This window comes from Aromatoleum evansii, assembly GCF_012910805.1.
Taxonomy (GTDB): domain Bacteria; phylum Pseudomonadota; class Gammaproteobacteria; order Burkholderiales; family Rhodocyclaceae; genus Aromatoleum; species Aromatoleum evansii.
The window spans coordinates 29,994-49,256 of the sequence record NZ_WTVK01000032.1 but is presented as its reverse complement, the minus strand read 5'-3'; the positions used below and the strand labels follow the sequence as shown (position 1 = coordinate 49,256).

At 67.0% G+C, this 19,263-nt stretch carries 18 protein-coding genes; 6 read left to right on the top strand and 12 right to left on the bottom strand.

Annotated features, from left to right (window positions below; genetic code table 11):
* Nucleotides 1-29: 29 nt before the first annotated feature.
* Complete coding sequence (locus GO615_RS16680) at nucleotides 30-2,000, bottom strand: monovalent cation:proton antiporter family protein (RefSeq protein WP_169130057.1); 1,971 nt, start codon at nucleotides 1,998-2,000, stop codon at nucleotides 30-32.
* A gap of 142 nt (nucleotides 2,001-2,142) precedes the next feature.
* On the opposite strand from GO615_RS16680, the gene GO615_RS16675 reads away from it, so the two are divergent.
* The 6 genes from GO615_RS16675 (at nucleotide 2,143) to GO615_RS16650 (ending at nucleotide 6,364) form a co-directional block, all read left to right on the top strand.
* Nucleotides 2,143-3,138 carry a KpsF/GutQ family sugar-phosphate isomerase gene (locus GO615_RS16675; RefSeq protein ID WP_169130055.1) on the top strand — a complete coding sequence of 332 codons (996 nt, stop codon included), beginning with the start codon at nucleotides 2,143-2,145 and terminating at the stop codon, nucleotides 3,136-3,138.
* Nucleotides 3,139-3,172: 34 nt separating this feature from the next.
* Nucleotides 3,173-3,754, top strand: a complete 582-nt coding sequence (lptC, locus tag GO615_RS16670; protein ID WP_169130053.1) for an LPS export ABC transporter periplasmic protein LptC — start codon at nucleotides 3,173-3,175, stop codon at nucleotides 3,752-3,754.
* Complete coding sequence (gene lptA / locus GO615_RS16665) at nucleotides 3,751-4,311, top strand: lipopolysaccharide transport periplasmic protein LptA (protein ID WP_169130051.1); 561 nt, start codon at nucleotides 3,751-3,753, stop codon at nucleotides 4,309-4,311. Before lptC ends, lptA begins: the two co-directional genes overlap by 4 nt.
* Before the next feature lie 29 nt (nucleotides 4,312-4,340).
* Nucleotides 4,341-5,117: an enoyl-CoA hydratase gene (locus tag GO615_RS16660; protein ID WP_169130049.1), complete on the top strand. Its 777-nt coding sequence runs from the start codon at nucleotides 4,341-4,343 to the stop codon at nucleotides 5,115-5,117.
* Nucleotides 5,118-5,446: 329 nt separating this feature from the next.
* Nucleotides 5,447-6,013: a phasin family protein gene (locus GO615_RS16655; RefSeq protein WP_169130047.1), complete on the top strand. Its 567-nt coding sequence runs from the start codon at nucleotides 5,447-5,449 to the stop codon at nucleotides 6,011-6,013.
* A gap of 12 nt (nucleotides 6,014-6,025) precedes the next feature.
* Nucleotides 6,026-6,364, top strand: a complete 339-nt coding sequence (locus GO615_RS16650) for a hypothetical protein (protein WP_169130045.1) — start codon at nucleotides 6,026-6,028, stop codon at nucleotides 6,362-6,364.
* Nucleotides 6,365-6,442: 78 nt separating this feature from the next.
* On the opposite strand, the gene GO615_RS16645 is transcribed toward GO615_RS16650, so the two are convergent.
* The 11 genes from GO615_RS16645 to miaB all read right to left on the bottom strand — a co-directional run bounded on the left by GO615_RS16645 (nucleotide 6,443) and on the right by miaB (nucleotide 19,225).
* Complete coding sequence (locus GO615_RS16645) at nucleotides 6,443-7,651, bottom strand: PilT/PilU family type 4a pilus ATPase (protein ID WP_169130043.1); 1,209 nt, start codon at nucleotides 7,649-7,651, stop codon at nucleotides 6,443-6,445.
* A 126-nt stretch (nucleotides 7,652-7,777) separates the two neighbouring features.
* On the bottom strand, nucleotides 7,778-9,487 hold the full coding sequence (locus GO615_RS16640) for a sensor histidine kinase (protein WP_169130041.1): 1,710 nt from the start codon (nucleotides 9,485-9,487) through the stop codon (nucleotides 7,778-7,780).
* 53 nt (nucleotides 9,488-9,540) lie between these two features.
* Nucleotides 9,541-10,311: a 1-acyl-sn-glycerol-3-phosphate acyltransferase gene (locus GO615_RS16635; RefSeq protein ID WP_169130039.1), complete on the bottom strand. Its 771-nt coding sequence runs from the start codon at nucleotides 10,309-10,311 to the stop codon at nucleotides 9,541-9,543.
* Nucleotides 10,312-10,319: 8 nt separating this feature from the next.
* The gene (gene gmhB, locus GO615_RS16630; RefSeq protein ID WP_169130037.1) at nucleotides 10,320-10,859 is read right to left on the bottom strand and encodes a D-glycero-beta-D-manno-heptose 1,7-bisphosphate 7-phosphatase; all 540 of its coding nucleotides are present in this window, start codon (nucleotides 10,857-10,859) and stop codon (nucleotides 10,320-10,322) included.
* A 16-nt stretch (nucleotides 10,860-10,875) separates the two neighbouring features.
* Nucleotides 10,876-12,963 carry a glycine--tRNA ligase subunit beta gene (glyS, locus tag GO615_RS16625; RefSeq protein WP_169130035.1) on the bottom strand — a complete coding sequence of 696 codons (2,088 nt, stop codon included), beginning with the start codon at nucleotides 12,961-12,963 and terminating at the stop codon, nucleotides 10,876-10,878.
* Complete coding sequence (gene glyQ / locus GO615_RS16620) at nucleotides 12,960-13,883, bottom strand: glycine--tRNA ligase subunit alpha (protein WP_169130033.1); 924 nt, start codon at nucleotides 13,881-13,883, stop codon at nucleotides 12,960-12,962. Before glyQ ends, glyS begins: the two co-directional genes overlap by 4 nt.
* A 141-nt stretch (nucleotides 13,884-14,024) precedes the next feature.
* On the bottom strand, nucleotides 14,025-15,557 hold the full coding sequence (gene lnt / locus GO615_RS16615) for an apolipoprotein N-acyltransferase (RefSeq protein ID WP_339380061.1): 1,533 nt from the start codon (nucleotides 15,555-15,557) through the stop codon (nucleotides 14,025-14,027).
* Entirely contained in the window at nucleotides 15,554-16,387 is an 834-nt protein-coding gene (locus GO615_RS16610) for a CorC family transporter (RefSeq protein ID WP_169130031.1), read from the bottom strand. The genes lnt and GO615_RS16610 overlap by 4 nt, the downstream gene beginning before the upstream one ends.
* 25 nt (nucleotides 16,388-16,412) lie before the next feature.
* Nucleotides 16,413-16,907, bottom strand: a complete 495-nt coding sequence (gene ybeY / locus GO615_RS16605) for an rRNA maturation RNase YbeY (protein WP_169130020.1) — start codon at nucleotides 16,905-16,907, stop codon at nucleotides 16,413-16,415.
* Entirely contained in the window at nucleotides 16,907-17,887 is a 981-nt protein-coding gene (locus GO615_RS16600; protein ID WP_169130018.1) for a PhoH family protein, read from the bottom strand. The genes ybeY and GO615_RS16600 overlap by 1 nt, the downstream gene beginning before the upstream one ends.
* Nucleotides 17,888-19,225: a tRNA (N6-isopentenyl adenosine(37)-C2)-methylthiotransferase MiaB gene (gene miaB / locus GO615_RS16595; protein ID WP_169130016.1), complete on the bottom strand. Its 1,338-nt coding sequence runs from the start codon at nucleotides 19,223-19,225 to the stop codon at nucleotides 17,888-17,890.
* Between the last annotated feature and the right edge of the window lie 38 nt (nucleotides 19,226-19,263).

Genomic DNA, 19,263 nt, shown 5'->3' with positions numbered 1-19,263 from the left:
ACAAACGCCGCCATCGGCGTCGCAGCGGCTCACCTTCCTCGCAGCAGCCGCCCTTCCGCCTGCTCGAGGTCGGCGGGCACGCCCATCAGCACGACCACGTCGCCCGCCTGCATCAGCGTTTCCGCACTCGGCGCGAGGCCGCGGATGTTGCGCCGGCGCACGGCCGACACGCTCACGCCGAACTCGTCGAGCGCCATCGCCCCCAGGGTGCGGCCGACCGCATGCGCGCCGGCCGGAAGGGTCACGGGATGCAGGCGCACCTGGCGTGCCTCGGGGCCGTCGGCCGCATCGGAGGTACCGTGGAAGAAGCCGCGCATGAGGGCATAGCGCTGGTTGCGCACGTCGCGGATGCGCCGCACGACGCGATTGAGCGGCACGCCGATGAGCGCGAGGGCGTGCGACGCGAGCATGATGCTGCCCTCGAAGGCCTCCGGGACGACTTCCGCGGCACCGCCTTGCGCCAGACGATCCATGTCCTTCTCGTCCGCGGCGCGTGTAACGACGGGCAGGTCCGGTCGCAGCGCGAGTGCGCGATGCAGCACGCGCAGCGCAGCCTCGACCTCGCCGAAGGAGATCACCAGCGCGCTCGCGCGCATGATGCCGGCCGCCATCAGCGTCTCGTGGCGCGAGGCGTCGCCGTAGACGACGGTATCGCCGGCCGCCGCGGCCTCGCGCACGCGCTCGGGATCGAGATCCAGCGCGACGTAGCTGACGTTCTCCTGCTCGAGGAAGCGCGCCATGTACTGCCCGCTACGCCCGTAGCCGCAGATGATGATGTGCTTGCTGGTGTTCATCGACTGCGCCGCTACGCGCGTCAGCTCCATCGAACGCAGCAGCCATTCGGAGGCAACGAAGCGCAGCACGATCCGGTCGCTCGCCTGCACGACCAGCGGTGCGAGCAGCATCGACACGACCAGCGCGGCGACCGTGGTCTGCAGCAGCGCAGGCGGCATCAGGCCGAGGCCGTCGATCTGCGACACCAGCACGAAACCGAATTCGCCGCCCGCGCACAGCCACAGGCCGGTGCGCAACGCCGTGCCGGCAGAGGAACCGAAGGCGCGCGAGGCCGCGAACACGATCGCGCACTTCACGGCCAACAACGCCGCGACCATGCCCAGCACTGCGAAGAGATGGCTCGCGATCACATGCACGTCGAGGAACATGCCGACCGTGACGAAGAAGAGCCCAAGCAACACGTCGCGAAAAGGCTTGATGTCCTCCTCGACCTGATAGCGGAACTCGGTCTCGGAGATCAGCATGCCGGCGAGGAAGGCGCCGAGCGCCAGCGACAGCCCGACCCACTGCGACAACCACGCCAACCCGAGCGTGATGAGAAGCACGTTGAGCATGAAGAGCTCGCCCGAGCGGCGCCGCGCGACGATGGTGAACCAGGCGCGCATCAGCCGCTGACCGAAACCGAGCACCAGGACCAGCAGGACGACGGCCTTCAGGGCCGCGACGCCCAGGGTCTCCGCCAGCGCCTCGGCCGGCTGCGACAAGGCCGGAATCAGGATCAGCAGGGGCACGACGGCGATGTCCTGGAACAGCAGCACGCCCATCGTCTCGCGGCCGTGCTTGCTGTCGAGCTCCATGCGATCGGACAACAGCTTGGACAGGATCGCGGTCGAGGACATCGCCAGCGTACCGCCGAGCGCGAGCCCCGCCCCCCAGGGCAGGCCGAACAGATGGCCCAGCCCCATCACGAGCGCGATGCAGCCCAGCACCTGCGCCGAGCCCAGGCCGAACACGGTCCGCTTCATCGCCAGCAGGCGGGGCAGCGAGAACTCGAGGCCGATCGAGAACATCAGGAACACGACGCCGAACTCGGCGAGATGGCTCGCACCGTCCGACGCCGGCACCAGCTTGAGCGCGTGCGGCCCCACGGCCGCGCCGACCAGCAGATAGCCGAGCACCGGCGGCAGATTGAGGCTGCGGAAGATCGCCACCGTGACGACCGCCGCGGCCAACAGGAGGAGAACCAACTCCAGGGTATTGGGCATGGGGCTCCGCGTTGTGCATCGGGTTCGACGGGCGGTTCGGGTATACTCGCCTGTCTTGGTGCGCTGCAGCGTCGTTGCATTATCGACGACTCGTGACGCGCGACGCGATCTATAAAAGAAAAGTGTAACCGCTCCGAACGCCATGAACCCACCCCAGCCCAAATCCGCGCGGGAAGCAGGCGCCATCCCCCTCGCACGGCGCGTGCTGCGCATCGAGGCCGATGCGATCGTCGCCCTCGCGGACCGTCTCGGCGCCGAATTCGAACAGGCGGTGGACCTGATCCTGCAGCGCCGCGGGCGCGTCATCGTCACCGGCATCGGCAAGTCGGGCCACATCGGACGCAAGCTCGCGGCCACCCTCGCCAGCACCGGCACCCCGGCCTACTTCGTTCACGCGGCGGAGGCCGCGCACGGCGACCTCGGCATGATCACCCCGGAAGACATCGTGATCGCGCTGTCGAACTCCGGCGCGAGCGAGGAAGTGCTCACCATCGTGCCGCTGGTCAAGCGGCAGGGCGCCAAGCTCATCTCGATCACCGGCAGACCGGAATCCCCGCTCGCGCGCGAAGCCGATGTGCATCTGGACGCGGCCGTGGCCGAGGAAGCCTGTCCGCTGAATCTCGCCCCGACGGCGAGCACCACGGCCGCGCTCGCGCTCGGCGACGCCCTCGCGGTGGCGCTGCTGGATGCGCGCGGCTTCGGCGCCGACGATTTCGCCCGTTCGCACCCGGGAGGCAGTCTCGGTCGCCGCCTGCTGACCCATGTCAGCGACGTGATGCGCCCCGGCGAGCGCGTGCCGCAGGTACGCGAGGACGCCTCGATGATGGCGGCGCTGATCGAGATGTCGCGCGGCGGCATGGGCATGACCGCGGTAGTCGCCACCGACGGCCGCCCGATCGGCATCTTCACCGACGGCGACCTGCGCCGGGCGCTGGAACGCGGCTGCGACGCGCGCAGCGCGACGATCGCCGAGGTGATGACGCGCAGCCCGCGCAGCATCGGCCCCGACGCGCTCGCCGTTGCCGCCGCCGAGATGATGGAACGGCAGCGCATCAACCAGCTGCTGGTTGTCGACGATCGGGGCGCCTTGGCCGGTGCACTGACGACCCACGACCTCATGCTCGCGAAGGTGATCTGATGCGCTTCGCCCTGTCCCGCCCGACACCCCGGCCGTGAAACCGTCCGTCCAGCAACTCTACCCCCTCGCCGGCCTGCTCATCGTGGCCGGCGCCTCGCTGTGGCTGGAGCGTGTCACCACCGGAGACGAGGCCCGCCCGTCGGCGCAGACGCGCGCCGAACCGGACTTCATCGCCGAACGCACGCGCCTGATCGCATTCGACCGCGAAGGCCGCCAACATTACGAATTGCTGGCCGACCGGATCACGCACCACCCGCAAACGAATACCACGGGGCTGGAGCGCCCCCGCCTGCGTTACGAGGCCGACGGACGCGAATTGCATCTCAGCTCGGAACAGGGCGAGGTGCTGCGCGAGGGCGAAGAGGTACGCCTGACCGGCGACGTGCGAGCGCGACGCGATGCGGCAGAAGGCAGCCCGGAAATGACGCTCGCCTCGTCCTCGCTGACGATCTGGCCCGACGACGAGCGCGCCGCGAGCTCCGACCCGGTCGCGATCACGCAGGGGACGAGCACGGCCCACGCGAACGGCATGAAGTCCGACAATATCTTCGGCACCCTGGAACTCATCGGCAACGCGCGCGTGCACATCCCGCGCACCAACCGGAACTCACCATGACGCGCACTTCCCTCCCTGCCCTGCTGGCGCTCGCTCACGCACTCGTTCTGGGCCTGCTGTCGCAACCCGCGCTGGCCGAGCGCGCCGACCGCGACCAACCGGTCAACATCGAAGCCAACCGCGTCACCGTAGACGACCGCAACAAGGTGCACGTCTTCGAAGGCGACGTGGTGCTGACCCAGGGCACCCTCGTGATCAAGGGCGCGAAGCTGGTCGTGACCCAGGGGGCGGACGGCTTCCAGTCGGGCGTCGCAACCGGCAGCGAGAAACGGCTCGCGACCTTCCGCCAGAAGCGCGAAGGCAGCAACGAGTACGTCGAAGGCGAGGCCGAGCGCATCGAGTACGACAGCCGCGCCGAGCGCGCACGCCTGTTCAACCAGGCCCACGTGAAATCCGGCGCCGACGAGGTGCGCGGGCACTATATCGAGTACGACTCGCTGAGCGAGAACTACCTGGTCACCAACCAGCCCGGCAAGACCGAGACGCGCGCCGCCGGCGACGGGCGCGTGCGCGCCGTGATCCAGCCGAAGAATTCCGGCACCGAGAAGACCAACTGACCGCTTCACCCTGCAACCGAGGAGAACGCATGGAGTACAACAACATCATCGTCGAAACGCGCGGACGGGTCGGACTGATCACGCTCAATCGCCCGAAGGCGATGAACGCCCTCAACGACCAGCTGATCGATGAAGTCGGCCACGCGCTCGACGGCTTCGAGAAGAACGAGGACATCGGCGCGATCGTCATCACCGGCTCGGAAAAGGCCTTCGCGGCCGGCGCCGACATCGGCGCGATGGCAAACTACTCGCACATGGACGCCTACAAGGGCGACTACATCACGCGCAACTGGGAGCGCCTGAAGACCTGCCGCAAGCCGATCATCGCGGCCGTCGCCGGCTTCGCGCTGGGCGGCGGATGCGAGCTGGCGATGATGTGCGACATGATCTTCGCCGCCGACACCGCCAAGTTCGGCCAGCCCGAAGTCAAGCTGGGCGTCCTGCCCGGCGCCGGCGGCACGCAGCGCCTGCCGCGCGCGATCGGCAAGGCCAAGGCGATGGACATGTGCCTCACCGCGCGCATGATGGACGCCGCCGAGGCCGAACGTGCCGGCCTCGTCGCTCGCATCATCCCCGCCGACCGCCTCGTCGAAGAGGCGATCGAGGCCGCCACGATCATCGCCAGTTTCTCTCTGCCGGCCGTCATGATGATCAAGGAGTCGGTGAATCGCGCCTTCGAGAGCAGCCTCACCGAAGGCCTGCTGTTCGAACGTCGCACCTTCCATTCCGCCTTCGGCCTGGAAGACCAGAAGGAAGGCATGGCCGCCTTCGTCGAGAAGCGCAAGCCCGTCTTCAAGCATCGCTGATGCTTTTTGCGCCGCCGCAATCCTGCGGCGGCGCCCTCCTCCCGTAATTTTCGTGTAATCTTCGCAGCGCATGCTGCGTAGCGGCATCAATGCCGTTGGCACATAATCGCAACCTGCCGCTTGGCATTTGTTTCAATATGAAACAAAGAAAAAACAGGCACATAGAGAAACGCGGGACGCCGGCAAGCGCTGCAAGAATTTTTTTGTGCAACGCACAAAAGAGCTTGACACGCAGTTGCGCCGACCTATAATCGAATCCATGTTGCGACGCACCACGCACTGCGGCCGGCGCGAAGCAAACCAAATCCAAACGTAACCTTCATCAGGAGATGAAAATGTTTGCTACTCCCGAGCAATTCGCCGCCGCCAACAAGACCAACGTCGAAACCCTGCTGACCCTGGCCAACAACGCCTTCGCCAGCACCGAGCGTTTCGCCGCCCTGAACCTGAACACCGCCCGTTCGATCCTCGAAGACGGCTTGGCCAACTCCAAGGCCCTGCTCGGCGCGAAGGACGCTCAGGAATTCCTGGGCCTGCAGGCCGCGCTGGTTCAGCCGCTGGTCGAGAAGGCCGTGGCCTACAACCGCAGCGTGTATGAAATCGCTTCGCAGGGTCAGGAAGAAGTCTCGAAGCTGGTCGAAGCCCAGATCGCCGAGCTGAACAAGAACGTCGCCGCCGCTCTCGACAAGGCTGCCAAGTCGGCTCCCGCCGGTTCGGACGTCGCCGTCGCCGCCGTCAAGTCGGCCATCGCCGCCGCCAACAGCGCCTACGACAGCGTCAGCAAGGCTGCCAAGCAAGTCGCCGAGATCGCCGAGGCGAACGTCGCTGCCGCGACCAACGCCACCGTCAAGGCCGTGAGCGCCACCGCCAAGACCGCTTCGAAGAAGGCTGCCTGATCGCTGCCTGATTTGATCGACGCGCCCGCCCCGTCCGGGGCGGCGCGGCAGCAAAAAGCCCCGCAGAGCAATCTGCTGGGCTTTTTGTTTTACGGCGGGAATCGCAGGGGCGCGGTCGTTAACGGCGGCGAACGATCAAAATCCTCCGATCTTGCTCAGGGCTGGATTGTCGAAGGGAATCGGCAAGGCTTCGACAGGCCTGCCCTGAACGAAGTCGAAGGGCTCGGCCGAACGGAATCCGCGTGCCCGATCGACGACTCGCCACCTAGGAGCCTGTCGGACTTAAAGGAAATCGGCTGCAAATCCGCCTGGGCGGTCCATATTTCGCCGCTTTTTTGGTCAATAGAATGACTATTGACCTGCAAAATCGACAAAATCTGTCCTCGCACAGCCGAATTTTCGCTTCGATTCTTCAAGTCCGACAGGCTCCTAGCCAGCGACCTTCACGCCCGGAGCGGCGGAGCCCTCGGCCTCCTCCTCGTCCTTCTCCTCCTCGATAGACAGGCTCAGTTCCGCGGCCGCGGAGGTCTTCGGCTGGCCGCGCTCGGCCTTCAGCTTGATCTGCAGGCGCAGCTCGTTGGTCGAGTCGGCGTTGCGGATGGCCTCCTCGTAGCTGATGAAGCCGGCGTCGTAGAGGTCGAACAGGGCCTGGTCGAAGGTGCACATGCCCAGCTCGCGCGACTTCGCCATGATCTCCTTGATGGACTGAAACTGCCCCTTGAAGATCATCTCCGCGATCGTCGGGGTGTTGAGCAGGATCTCGATCGCGGCCTTGCGCCCCTTGCCGTCTTCGGTGCGGATCAGGCGCTGCGACACGATCGCCCGCAGGTTCGACGACAGATCCATCAGCAGCTGGTTGCGGCGCTCCTCGGGGAAGAAATTGACGATGCGGTCTATCGTCTGGTTGGCGTTGTTCGCATGCAGCGTGCCCAGGCACAGGTGGCCGGTCTCGGCGAAGGCAATCGCGTGTTCCATCGTCTCGCGGTCGCGGATCTCGCCGATCAGGATCACATCGGGCGCCTGGCGCAGCGTGTTCTTCAACGCGTGCTCCCAGGAGTGCGTGTCCACGCCGACCTCGCGGTGGGTGACGAGGCACTGCTTGTTGCGATGGACGTACTCGACCGGATCCTCGACGGTGATGATGTGTCCCGGCCCCGAGCTGTTGCGGTGATCGATCATCGCCGCGAGCGTCGTCGACTTTCCCGAACCGGTGCCGCCCACGACCAGCACGAGGCCGCGCTTGGTCATGATGATCTCCTTGAGCACCTCGGGCAGACCTAGCTTGGCGAGCGAGGGAATCTCGGACGCGATGGTGCGGATCACCATCCCGACGTGCTGCTGCTGGACGAAGACGTTCACGCGAAAGCGGCACACACCGGGGATGGAGATGGCGAAATTGCACTCCATCTCTGCCTCGAACTCTGCGCGCTGGCGGTCATTCATGAGGCTAAGCGCCAGCGAACGCGTGATGTCGGGCGTGAGCCGCTGCTGGCTGAGCGCCTTCATCGTGCCATGCGCCTTCACGGTCGGCGGAAAATCCACCGAGATGAACAGGTCGGACCCGTCCATCTGGTGCATCGCATTCAGCAGCCTGTGCATGTAGGAACGGGCTTCTTCTATGCCCAGGGCGGACGACATAAGGATTCCTTCAGGGGGCAAGCCTGGCATGAAACCGCCAGACCACCGGATTCAGCAACGAAAGCGAAATTTTAGGGCATCCCCGGCAAGGCCGGATACGGTACCGCGGGAAGGTCAGCCGGAAAATCAGGACGCGGGCGCGACCGGCGCATGGGCCGGCAGGGCGATCTCGTAGTACGAGCGCTCGCGCGTGACGCGGCCGCCCAGGCTCCGCATGCGCCGCCTAACGACATCGAAGCGGCTGTCCTCGAAACGCTCATGGTCCTTGCAGACGCCCGGATAGGCCTTGCACTCGCTGGAGATGCGGATCAGCAGCTCGGCACCGCTGGTCATCGTCTCGACGATGATGGCGCCCCCCTTTCCGCCCGGACCTGCTGGACATTCCGTGCAGGCCTGCAGCAGGTTCATCAGCACTTCGTTGAGATAATCGGGGATCACCGAGACAGCCGGAAGATCGGCACCTCCCTTGAATTCGAGGCGAATCGAGCGGAAACGGCGGTCGAAGCCGAGAAAATCGAGGACCGACTTGACCATCGTGTTGATATCGATGAGTTCGCGCGACTCCCGTCGCGCCGCGGCGAACTCCGAGATCTGCCGCGTCATTCCGGCAATGCGGCGGGTCTGCTCGAGAATCAGCGCCGGCTGGCAGGTTTCGCACCCGCCGCGCTGCTTGTTGAGCTGGATCTCCTGCGCGAGCATCGAGATCGTTGCCAAGGGATTGCCGACCTCGTGCGAGACGTTCGCGGCCATCGTCGCCAGGGCGGCCATCTTCTCATGATGCCAGCGCTCTTCGCGCTCCGCGGCGCGCTCCTGCGCCCCTGCCTGTGCGTCGATGATGCGCTGTCCGATGCGGACTATCGCCCACAGGGCGCCGTAGAGGACGACCAGCGTACCTCCCACGATGAGCAGAAAGACTTCCGAGCTGCCCCGGACCTTGGCCTCGTTCTGTGCCAGCGTCCGCTCCAGCTCGGTCTGGTTCGCACGCGCGAGCCCCCCGAGTTCGGCCGAAACCGCCTGGATGTGTCCCAGGAAGGAAGTGACGTCGGAATAGATCTCGAACACGCCGATGACGCGATCGCTGCCACGCTCGCGCACGGGGATGTAGCTCGAGATCAGGTCGCGGTTCTCGACCACGCCTTCGAAGGCGCTGAAGCGCTCGCGATGGGTCATCTCGCTCGCGGGCACGCCGGCGGCAGCGCTCCTCCACCCCTGGTTATCCGCCTTGTCCTCGCCGATCTGCGCGTGCTCCGACGAGTAGATCGTGATGCCGCGCAGATCGAACACCTTGATCTTGAACACGCTGCTCGCCCGCATCGTCTCATAGGCCTTGGCGTCGAGCTCGGCGAATCCCGGCAGCGCCATGATCGTCCGGCCCAACTCCGCAAAGCATGCGCGCCGCGGATCGTTGCTGCCCGCGACGGAAGGGGGAACGCTGCGGCAGGGGGCCGCTGAAATGGCCTGCGCACGCGCGGCGAAAGGCGCGATGTGCGTATCCCACAGCACATTGCCGACAACGCGCGTGAGGGTGACATGCCCGGCTTCGTGCAGCGCAAGCAGACTGGCGCGCGCGGCCTGGTCCTGCTTGGCAGCCAGATCCGTCTGCGCACGGGAGAAGAACTCGCCCTGCTCGCGCTGGACTTCGGAGAAGAACGTGATCTCGCCGCGCTGCAGGAAATACAGGACGACGGCGACGATCACGAACGCGGCAAGGCTGGCGAGCGTGAAATAGCGCATCAGGCGGAAATGACCGACAGGCTCGCCCGCCTGCGATCGCGCCGGACGGGACGAGATCCTGCCGCGACGATCCATCATCTGCACTTCTTCCGCCCCATCCATTCCACGCTCCGTGCCCCGGAGGGGCGCTTGCGGGACGACCGAAGCCGCCCGGTTCACTCCGCCTCTTCGACCTCGCCGGGCACTGCACCGGCGCTGCTGCGCCCACTCCGGTAGTGGTGCGGGAACAGGCGGTGCATCTCGCCTTCGATCCACGCCGCGGAGCGGCGATTGACCTCGGCGGCATCCAGGCCCGTCGGATCGATCGCGGGGCCGATGCTGACGGTGATCTCGCCGGGATACTTGAGGAAGGCCTCGCGGCCCCAGAACTCCCCGGCATTATGCGCCACCGGGACCGCGGGCACGCCCGCCTGCTGCGCCAGCGCAGCCCCGCCCGCCTTGTAGCGGCGCTTGGCGCCGGGAGCGGTGCGCGTCCCCTCGGGGAAGACCGCCACCCAATAGCCTTCAGCGAGCCGGGCACGGCCCTGATCGACCACCTGGGCGAGCGCATCCTTCCCGGCTGCGCGGTCGATGGCGATGCCCGGAATGGCCGCGAGCCCCCAGCCGAAGAACGGCACCCTGAGGAGCTCGCGCTTGAGGACGAAACACAAGGGCGGAAAGATCACCTGCAGGGCCATCGTCTCCCATGCCGACTGGTGCTTGGAGAGGATCACGGAAGGCACGGAAGGGATGTTCTCGCGCCCGATGACCTTGTAGCGGATGCCCAGGATGCGCGGGATGAACCACATCATCAGCGGCGCCCAGGCCGTGACGATGCGGTGGCGCGTGCGGGGAGACAAGGGATAGGCGAGGATGCCGAACAGGGCGAACGGCGGGGTGAAGATCGCCAGGACGATGGCGAACAGCAGGGAGCGCAGGACGACCACGGTATCCTTCAGGCGGTGAGATCGGCGACGAGGGCCGCGAGATCGGGGTAGATGAGCGTGCCTTCGGGCAGCGCGGGATCGTCGCGCGTCTTCATGCCCTTGCCGGTGAGGACCAGGTAGGGCTTGCAGCCGACCGCGACGCCGGCCTGCAGGTCGCGCAGGCTGTCGCCGACCACCGGCACGCGGTCGAGGTTCGCGTTGAAACGCTCGGCGATCTGCAGGAACAGACCCGGTTTGGGCTTGCGGCAGTCGCAGGTGGAATCGGCCGAATGCGGGCAGAAGAAGATCGCGTCGAGCCGGCCACCGACCTGGGCGAGGCTCTTCACCATCTTTTCGTTGATCGCGTTGAGGGTGTCCATGCCGAAGAGGCCGCGCCCGACACCGGACTGGTTCGACGCGACGACGACACGCCAGCCCCACTGGTTGAGGCGCGCGATCGCCTCGAGGGAGCCCGGGATCGGCTTCCACTCGTCGGGCGACTTGATGAACTGGTCGGAGTCGTAGTTGATGACGCCGTCGCGGTCCAGGATGATCAGCTTCTGCGGCATGGAATGCTTCCCGTCGTCAGGCGGACAGGCGCGACAGGTCCGCCACCTGGTTCATCAGGCCGGCGAGCTGGCGCAAGAGTGCCAGGCGGTTCTGGCGCGTCATCGGCTCCTCGGCCATCACCATGACCTCGTCGAAGAAGGTGTCGACTGCCGCACGCAGGCCGGCGAGCACGCACAGGGCGTCGGTGTAGTCCTCGTTCGCCATGTGCGAGCGCACCAGCGGCGCGACCTCGACGACGCGGTGGAACAGCGCCTTCTCGGCCTCTTCCTGCAGCAGCGCGACGTCGGGCTCGGGCAGTTCGCCTTCGACCTTCTTGAGGATGTTGACGATGCGCTTGTTCGCGGCGGCGAGCGCCTCGGCCTCGGGCAGGGCGCGGAAGGTGCGCACGGCGGCGAGCTTGGCGGGGACGAGATCCATGCGGGTCGGGCGCAGCGCGAGCACGGCGTCGATGACGTCGCCGGCGTGGCCGGCATCGCGCAGCAGGTTCTTCAGGCGCTCGAACATGAAGTCGAGGAGCTGCGCTTCGAAACCCTGGGCGGTCAGCAGGCCCGGCTTGAAGCCGGCGGCGGCGTCATTGATGAGCTCGGCAAGGTCCAGCGGCAGCGGCGTTTCGATGAGGATGCGCAGCACGCCCAGCGCGGCGCGGCGCAGGCCGAAGGGGTCCTTGTCGCCGGTCGGCAACTGGCCGATGCCGAAGAAGCCCACGAGCGCGTCTAGTTTGTCGGCGAGGGCGACGGCGCCGGCGACGTTGCCGGCGGGAAGCGCATCGCCGGCGAAGCGCGGCTGATAGTGCGACTGGATCGCGTCGGCGATGACCTCGCCCTCGCCGTCGTTGAGCGCGTAGTAGCGCCCCATGACGCCCTGCAGCTCGGGGAACTCGCCGACCATGTCGGTGACGAGGTCCGCCTTGGCGAGGCGCGCGGCGCGGGCGGCGGCCTTCGCGTCGCCGTGCAGCCTGGCGGCGATCGCGCCGGCGAGGCGCTCGAGGCGTTCGACGCGCTCGAGCTGGCTGCCGAGCTTGTTGTGATAGACGACCGGGGCGAGGCGCGGCAGGCGGCTGTCGAGCGTGTGCTTGCGGTCCTGCTCGAAGAAGAAACGCGCATCCGACAGGCGCGGGCGCACGACGCGCTGGTTGCCGGTGATGATGTTGGAGGCGTCCTCGAGTCGCATGTTCGACACGATCAGGAAGCGGTTGCGCAGCTTGCCGGCGGGGTCGAACAGCGGGAAGTACTTCTGGTTCGCGCGCATCGTCAGGATCAGGCATTCCTGCGGCACGGCGAGGAATTCGGCTTCGAATTCGCCGACATAGACGGTGGGATGCTCGACCAGCGCGGCGACCTCGTCGAGGAGGTCGGCGTACTCGCCCAGGCTGGAACCCTCGCGTGCGGCGGTCGCGAGGAGCTGGCGCTCGATCTCGGCGCGCCGTTCGGCGAAGTCCGGCATCACCTTGCCTTCGGCCAGCAGCGTCGGCTCGTAGGCATCGGCGGTCGCGAGCGCGATGTCGCCGCAGCTCATGAAGCGGTGGCCGCGCGTGACGCGGTCGGAGTCGAGATCGAGCACGCGACCCGGAACGACGCGATCGCCGTGCAGCAGCGTGAGCTTGTGCACCGGGCGGACGAACTGCGCATCACCCGCGCCCCAGCGCATCAGCTTGGGGATGGGCAGGGCCTTGACGGCTTCCTGGACGATCTCGGCGAGCACGGCGTCGAGCGTGGCGCCGTCTTCATTGCGGGTGTAGAACAGCGCTTCGGCCTTGCCGTCCATGCGACGTTCGAAGCTCGCGACGGCCTCCGCCGCAATGCCCTTGGCTTCGAGCTTCTTCAGCAGCGCCGCGGTCGGACAACCGTCGGCGTCGAGCGCGACCTGCACCGGCATGATCTTCTCGGTGACTTCGCGCGCCGGGGCGGCCGCGCGGACGTGCGGCACGGTGATGGCGAGGCGGCGCGGCGCGGCGAACCAGCGGAAGCCACGATCCTCGGCGACGAGGTCGCGCGCCTTGAGGCCGTCGAAGATCTTCGCGGCGAAGGTTTCGCCCAGACGCGGCAGCGCCTTGGGCGGCAGTTCCTCGGTGAGTAGTTCGACGAGCAGGGAGGCGGTCATCATGCGGCCTCCGTCTTGGTTGCGGCGGTGTTGAGCATCGGGAAGCCCAGGCTCTCGCGGGAATCGTAATAGGCCTGCGCGACGGCGCGCGACAGGTTGCGGATGCGACCGATGTAGGCGGCGCGTTCGGTGACGGAAATGGCGCCGCGCGCGTCGAGCATGTTGAAGCTGTGCCCGGCCTTCAGCACCATCTCGTAGGCGGGCAGCGCGAGGCCGATTTCGATCAGGCGCTTCGCTTCGGATTCGTAGTTGTTGAACAGCGAGAACAGGAACTCGACGTTGGCGTGCTCGAAGTTGAAGGTCGATTGCTCGACCTCGTTCTGGTGGTACACGTCGCCGTAGGTGACCTTGCGGCCGTCCGGATACACCGCCCACACGAGGTCATAGACGTTCTCGACGCCCTGCAGGTACATCGCGAGACGCTCGAGGCCGTACGTGATCTCGCCCAGCACCGGCTTGCAGTCGAGGCCGCCGACCTGCTGGAAGTAGGTGAACTGCGTGACTTCCATGCCGTCGAGCCACACTTCCCAGCCCAGGCCCCAGGCGCCGAGCGTGGGGTTCTCCCAGTCGTCCTCGACGAAGCGCACGTCGTGCGCGTTGGTGTCGATGCCGAGCGCGCGCAGGGAGTCGAGGTAGAGCTCCTGAAACTCAAGCGGCGAGGGCTTGAGCACGACCTGGAACTGGTAGTAGTGCTGCAGGCGGTTGGGGTTCTCGCCGTAGCGACCGTCCTTGGGGCGACGCGAGGGCTGGACGTAGGCGGCGTTCCACGGCTCGGGGCCGATGGCGCGCAGGAAGGTCGCGGTGTGCGAGGTGCCGGCGCCGACTTCGAGGTCGTAGGGCTGCAGCAGCACGCAGCCTCGTTCGGCCCAGAACTGCTGGAGCGTCAGGATGACTTGCTGGAAGGTGGGTTTGTGCAGGGACATGGTCTCTCGACAGCTGTAGGCGACGACAAGGGCGCCGCGCGGCGGACGCAAAGGGTGGATTTTAATGGCATTCCGGGGACAGGGCGAAGTTCCCCGACGGAAAATGCGCGTCTCGCGGGCGAAACGCCGCGCACGCCGGCGTCAGATCCCGCGCCGGGCGTGCCCATCACGCCGCAGGCGGCCCGCGACGGCAAGCGCCAGCACGCCCAGCAGCAGCGCGGCAAAATCGCCCCAGCGCGCATAAGGGGTGAGCCCTTCGTAGCCCTGCACCGACACGCTCAGCCCCCCCTGCATGAAGGCCGGCAGGACCTCGGCGACACGGCCGTCGGGCTGCACCAGCGCAGTCATGCCGGTGTTGGTCGAGCGCAGCATCGGCCGCCCTGTTTCCATCGCGCGCACGCGGGCGATCTGCAGGTGCTGGGGCTGGGCGAGGGAGTCGCCGTACCAGGCGAGGTTCGACAGGTTCAGCATCAGCGTCGCCTCGGGCAGGCTGCGGATCAGCTCGCGACCGAAGAGGTCTTCGTAGCAGATGTTGATCGCTACGCGCTGCGTGCCGAGGCGCAGCGGCGGCTGGTCGGGGGCGCCACGCGTCTGGTCGGACATGGGAATATCGACCATCTCGTAGAACCAGCCGAAGAGCGGCGGGGAGTATTCGCCGAAGGGCACGAGGTGCTGCTTCGCGTAGCTCTGCGAAGGCGAAGCGCCGAGACTCAGCGCGGCGTTGTAGATGGCGCCGCGCGCGTCGCGCAGGAACACGCCGAACACCACGTCGCCACCGCGCGCTGCGACCGGGGCGGCAAGCTCTTCGAGGTAGCCGTCGGGCAGGCGGTCTGCCAGCAGCGGCAGCGTCGTCTCGGGCAGCACGACGAGGTCCGCGGGGTTTTCGCGCACGAGGCGCGCGTTGCTCTCCAGCCAGTCGGACAGCAATTCGGGGCGCCACTTCAGGCTCTGCTCGATGTTGGTCTGGATCAGCGCGACTTCGAGCGGCTCGCCGACAGGGGAGGTCCAGGCGATACGCCCCAGGCCGAAGCCTGCCCCGCTCAGGACGAGGATCGCGGCGAGGGCCTCCGCGGCGGGACGCGCGCTACGCCAGCGAGTGAGGGCGACCAACGCCGCAAGGAAGGCGACAAGGCCGCCCACGCCATACACGCCCAGCACGGGGAAGAATCCTGCGAGCGGGCTCGGCGGGGTCTGCGAATAGCCGGCCGCGAGCCACGGGAAACCCGTGAACAACCAGCCGCGCAAGAGCTCGGAGCCCATCCACAGGCCGGCGAAGAGCAGCGCGCGCCGCCACGCCCCACCCCGCCCGAAGCGCACGAACAGCGCCCCGACCGCAGCCGGGAAGAGGGCGAGATAGGCACAGAACAGCAGGATCGCCAGCGCAGCGAGCGGCATCGGCATGCCGCCGTAGCGATTGAGCGCGACATAAAGCCAGGACACCCCGGCCAGGAAGGCGCCCAACCCCCACGCGAAGCCGAGCGCAAAACCTGCACGCGCACGCGTTTGCCGCGCGGCCAGGCCCGCCAGCACGGCGAGGCTCAGCACCGCCAGCGGAAAGATTCCGAAGGGCGCAAAGGCAAGGACCGACGTGCCGCCCGCGAGCAGCGCCGCCAGCAGGCCGCGCACCCGCCCGCCCGCCGGTGCGGCGCCCGAGTCCTGCACCGGATGGGTCACGCTTCGGCCGTTCCGGCGAGGGGCTGCACGAGCAGGGTATGCACACGCCGGCCATCCACACGTAGCGCGGTGACGCGCAGGTTTCCGAGCATCACCACCTCGCCGCGGCGCGGCAGGCGGCCGAGCTGGCAGATTAGCAGGCCGCCGACGGTGTCGACCTCGGCGTCGCTGAAGTCGGAGCCGAAGGCGGCATTGAATTCGCCGATCTCGGTGGTGGCGCGGACACGGTAGCGGCCATCCGCATCGAGCTGGATGTTGTCGCTGGGCTCGAGCCGGTCGAATTCGTCCTCGATGTCGCCGACGATCTGCTCGAGCACGTCCTCGATCGTTACCAGGCCCGCGACGCTGCCGTATTCGTCGACGACGATGGCCATGTGGTTGCGGCTGACGCGGAATTCGCGCAGCAGCACGTTCAGTCGCTTCGACTCGGGCACGAACACGGCCGGACGCAGCAAGGTGTGCATGTCGAAGTCGCGACCGGCGTAGTAGCGCAGCAGATCCTTGGCGAGGAAGATGCCGACGATGTCGTCCTTGCTGTCACCGACCGGGAAGCGCGAGTGGCCGGTATCGACGACGTGCGCGGCGATGCGGTCCACCGGCTCGTCGAGGCGGATGATGTCCATCTGCGCGCGCGGGATCATCACGTCGCCGACCTGCAGCTCGGACATCTGCAGCGCGCCTTCGATGATCGCAAGCGCATCGGCGTCGAGCAGGTTGCGTTCGAAGGCCGCGTGCAGCAGGGCCAGAAGTTCCTCGCGATCCTCGGGCTCGCGCGACAGCAGCGCGGAGAGGCGTTCGAGCAGACTAGGTCGGGGTGATGCGGGGTCCATATGTCGGAAGAATCGGTCGGGCGGGTCAGGCGGAGCGTTCGGCGTAGGGATCAGGATAGCCCAGTTCGGCGAGAATCCGTGTTTCGAGCGCCTCCATCTCCTCGGCCTCGTCGCTGTCCTCGTGGTCGTAGCCCTGCAGATGCAGCATGCCATGCACGATCAGATGGGCGTAATGCGCGGCCAGCGGCTTGCCCTGCTCGGCGGCCTCGCGCACGACGACGGGCACGCACAGCACGAGATCGCCGGCGAGCGGCGCATCGTCATCCTGGTCCGGCATGCCCTCGCCTTCACCATAGACGAAGGTCAGCACGTTGGTGGCGTAGTCCTTGCCGCGAAAATCGCGGTTGAGCTCGCGCCCCTCGGTCGCGCCAACGAGACGCACCGTGACTTCGGCATCGACGCCCTGCAGCGCGGCCTGCGCCCAGCGGCGCATGTCGGTGGAAGACGGGGCGTTGTCGCGATTGGCCTTGCCGATGGCCTTCTGGATCGTCAGCGCCAGATGCGGCGGGGAATCGATCATCAGGCCTGCTCCTTCTTGGCGAGCGCAGCCTGCATCGCGGCGCGCGTCGCCTGGTTGTCGTAGGCCTCGACGATGCGCGCGACCAGCGGGTGGCGCACGACGTCTTCCTTCTGGAACTCGGTGAAGGCGATGCCGCGCACGGCGGCGAGCACCTCGCGCGCCTCCAGTAGGCCGCTGCGATGGCCGCGAGGCAGGTCGATCTGCGTGAGGTCGCCGGTGACGACGGCCTTCGCGCCGATGCCGATGCGGGTGAGGAACATCTTCATCTGCTCGGGCGTCGTGTTCTGCGCCTCGTCGAGGATGATGAAGGCGTGGTTGAGCGTGCGCCCGCGCATGAAGGCGAGCGGCGCGATCTCGATGCTGCCGCGCTCGAACAGCTTGGCAACGCGATCGAAGCCCATCAGGTCGTAGAGCGCGTCGTAGAGCGGGCGCAGGTAGGGGTCGACCTTCTGCGCGAGGTCGCCGGGCAGGAACCCGAGGCGTTCGCCCGCCTCGACCGCCGGACGCGTCAGGATGATGCGCTCGACGAGCTGGCGTTCGAAGGCATCCACCGCGCTCGCGACCGCAAGATAGGTCTTGCCGGTACCCGCGGGACCGATGCCGAAGGTGATGTCGTGCGCCTGGATGTTGCGCAGGTACTCGACCTGGCGCGGCGTGCGGCCGTGCAGCTCGGTCTTGCGCGTCAGCAGCGCCGGCGCGGCCTGATCCGACTTGCGGCGATTGGCGATCTCGATCAGGCCGAGCTGGATGTCATCGACGCTGAGATGCTCGCCAGCCTGCTCGTAGAATTCGCGCAGCGCCTTCGCCGCCAACGCCGCCTGCGCGGCCCCGCCCTGCAGCGTGAAGCGCTCGCCGCGGCGCGCAATGGTCACGTCGTACGCGGTCTCGATCTGGCGCAGGTTTTCGTCCAGCGCGCCGCACAGGTTCGCGAGCCGCTGGTTGTCCAGCGGCTCCAGCACCACTTCGGTGGGTCGGCCCATTCAGATTTCTCTCGTCACGATTTCGCCGCGCAGGCTGTGCGGCAGGGCGGCGGTGATCGTCACGTCGACGAACTGCCCGATCAGGCGCGCATTGCCGGGAAAGTTCACGACGCGGTTGTTGGCGGTGCGCCCGGCGAGCTCGGTCTCGTCCTTGCGCGCATGCCCCTCGACCAGCACGCGTTCGACTCGCCCCACCATCGCCTGGCTGATCGCCTGGGCCTGCTCGTCGATGCGCTTCTGCAGGCGTGCGAGCCAGCGCAGCTTGGTCTCCTGCGGCACCGGGTCTTCCAGATCCGCGGCAGGCGTGCCGGGACGCGGGCTATACACGAAACTGAAGGACGCATCGAACCCGACCTCGTCGATCAGCTTCATCGTCTTCTCGAAGTCCTCCTCGGTCTCGCCGGGAAAACCGACGATGAAGTCCGACGACAGCGAAAGATCGGGACGGGCCGCGCGCAGCTTGCGCACCACCGACTTGAACTCCAGCACCGAGTAGCCGCGCTTCATCGCCGCGAGGATGCGGTCGGAACCCGACTGCACCGGCAGGTGCAGGTGGCTCACGAGCTTGGGGATGTTCGCGTACGCATCGAACACGCGCTGCGTCATCTCGCGCGGATGCGAGGTCGTGTAGCGCAGGCGCTCGATACCGGGGATCTCCGCGACGCATTCGAGCAGGAAGGCGAAGTCGCCCGTCTCGCCGCCCTGCTTCGTGATCGGCCCGCGCCACGCATTGACGTTCTGGCCCAGCAGGGTCACTTCCTTGACACCCTGGCCGGCGAGGCCGGCGACCTCGGTGAGGATGTCGTCAAGCGGCCGCGACACCTCCTCGCCCCGCGTGTAGGGCACGACGCAGAAGGTGCAGTACTTGGAGCAGCCTTCCATGATCGACATGAAGGCACTCGCCCCCTCGACGCGCGCGGGCGGCAGGTTGTCGAACTTTTCGATCTCGGGGAAGGAGATGTCGACCTGCGAGCGGCCGCTGTAGCGCCGCTCGGCGATCAGTTGCGGCAGGCGGTGCAGGGTCTGCGGTCCGAACACGACGTCGACGTAGGGCGCACGCGCGACGATCGCCTCGCCCTCCTGGCTCGCGACGCAACCGCCGACGCCGATGATGAGGTTCGGATTCGCCTGCTTCAGGTGCTTCACCCGCCCGAGGTCGTGGAACACCCTCTCCTGCGCCTTCTCGCGCACCGAACAGGTGTTGAAGAGGATCACGTCCGCCTCTTCGGGGTTGTCGGTCTTCACCAGTTCCTCGGTCGCCCCGAGCACGTCCGCCATCTTGTCCGAGTCGTACTCGTTCATCTGGCAGCCGAAAGTGCGGATATACAGTTTCTTCATTGAAGCGTGTTGACGCGCAGATTCCCAAACCGCTATAT

Excerpts from the sequence above, each read along its gene's own strand:
- GO615_RS16680 (WP_169130057.1), bottom strand. The coding sequence starts at position 2,000 with ATGCCCAATACCCTGGAGTTGGTTCTCCTCCTGTTGGCCGCGGCGGTC.
- GO615_RS16675 (WP_169130055.1), top strand. The coding sequence starts at position 2,143 with ATGAACCCACCCCAGCCCAAATCCGCGCGGGAAGCAGGCGCCATCCCC.
- lptA (WP_169130051.1), top strand. The coding sequence starts at position 3,751 with ATGACGCGCACTTCCCTCCCTGCCCTGCTGGCGCTCGCTCACGCACTC.
- GO615_RS16660 (WP_169130049.1), top strand. The coding sequence starts at position 4,341 with ATGGAGTACAACAACATCATCGTCGAAACGCGCGGACGGGTCGGACTG.
- GO615_RS16655 (WP_169130047.1), top strand. The coding sequence starts at position 5,447 with ATGAAAATGTTTGCTACTCCCGAGCAATTCGCCGCCGCCAACAAGACC.
- GO615_RS16645 (WP_169130043.1), bottom strand. The coding sequence starts at position 7,651 with ATGTCGTCCGCCCTGGGCATAGAAGAAGCCCGTTCCTACATGCACAGG.
- GO615_RS16640 (WP_169130041.1), bottom strand. The coding sequence starts at position 9,487 with ATGGATGGGGCGGAAGAAGTGCAGATGATGGATCGTCGCGGCAGGATC.
- gmhB (WP_169130037.1), bottom strand. The coding sequence starts at position 10,859 with ATGCCGCAGAAGCTGATCATCCTGGACCGCGACGGCGTCATCAACTAC.
- glyS (WP_169130035.1), bottom strand. The coding sequence starts at position 12,963 with ATGATGACCGCCTCCCTGCTCGTCGAACTACTCACCGAGGAACTGCCG.
- glyQ (WP_169130033.1), bottom strand. The coding sequence starts at position 13,883 with ATGTCCCTGCACAAACCCACCTTCCAGCAAGTCATCCTGACGCTCCAG.
- GO615_RS16610 (WP_169130031.1), bottom strand. The coding sequence starts at position 16,387 with ATGGACCCCGCATCACCCCGACCTAGTCTGCTCGAACGCCTCTCCGCG.
- ybeY (WP_169130020.1), bottom strand. The coding sequence starts at position 16,907 with ATGATCGATTCCCCGCCGCATCTGGCGCTGACGATCCAGAAGGCCATC.
- GO615_RS16600 (WP_169130018.1), bottom strand. The coding sequence starts at position 17,887 with ATGGGCCGACCCACCGAAGTGGTGCTGGAGCCGCTGGACAACCAGCGG.
- miaB (WP_169130016.1), bottom strand. The coding sequence starts at position 19,225 with ATGAAGAAACTGTATATCCGCACTTTCGGCTGCCAGATGAACGAGTAC.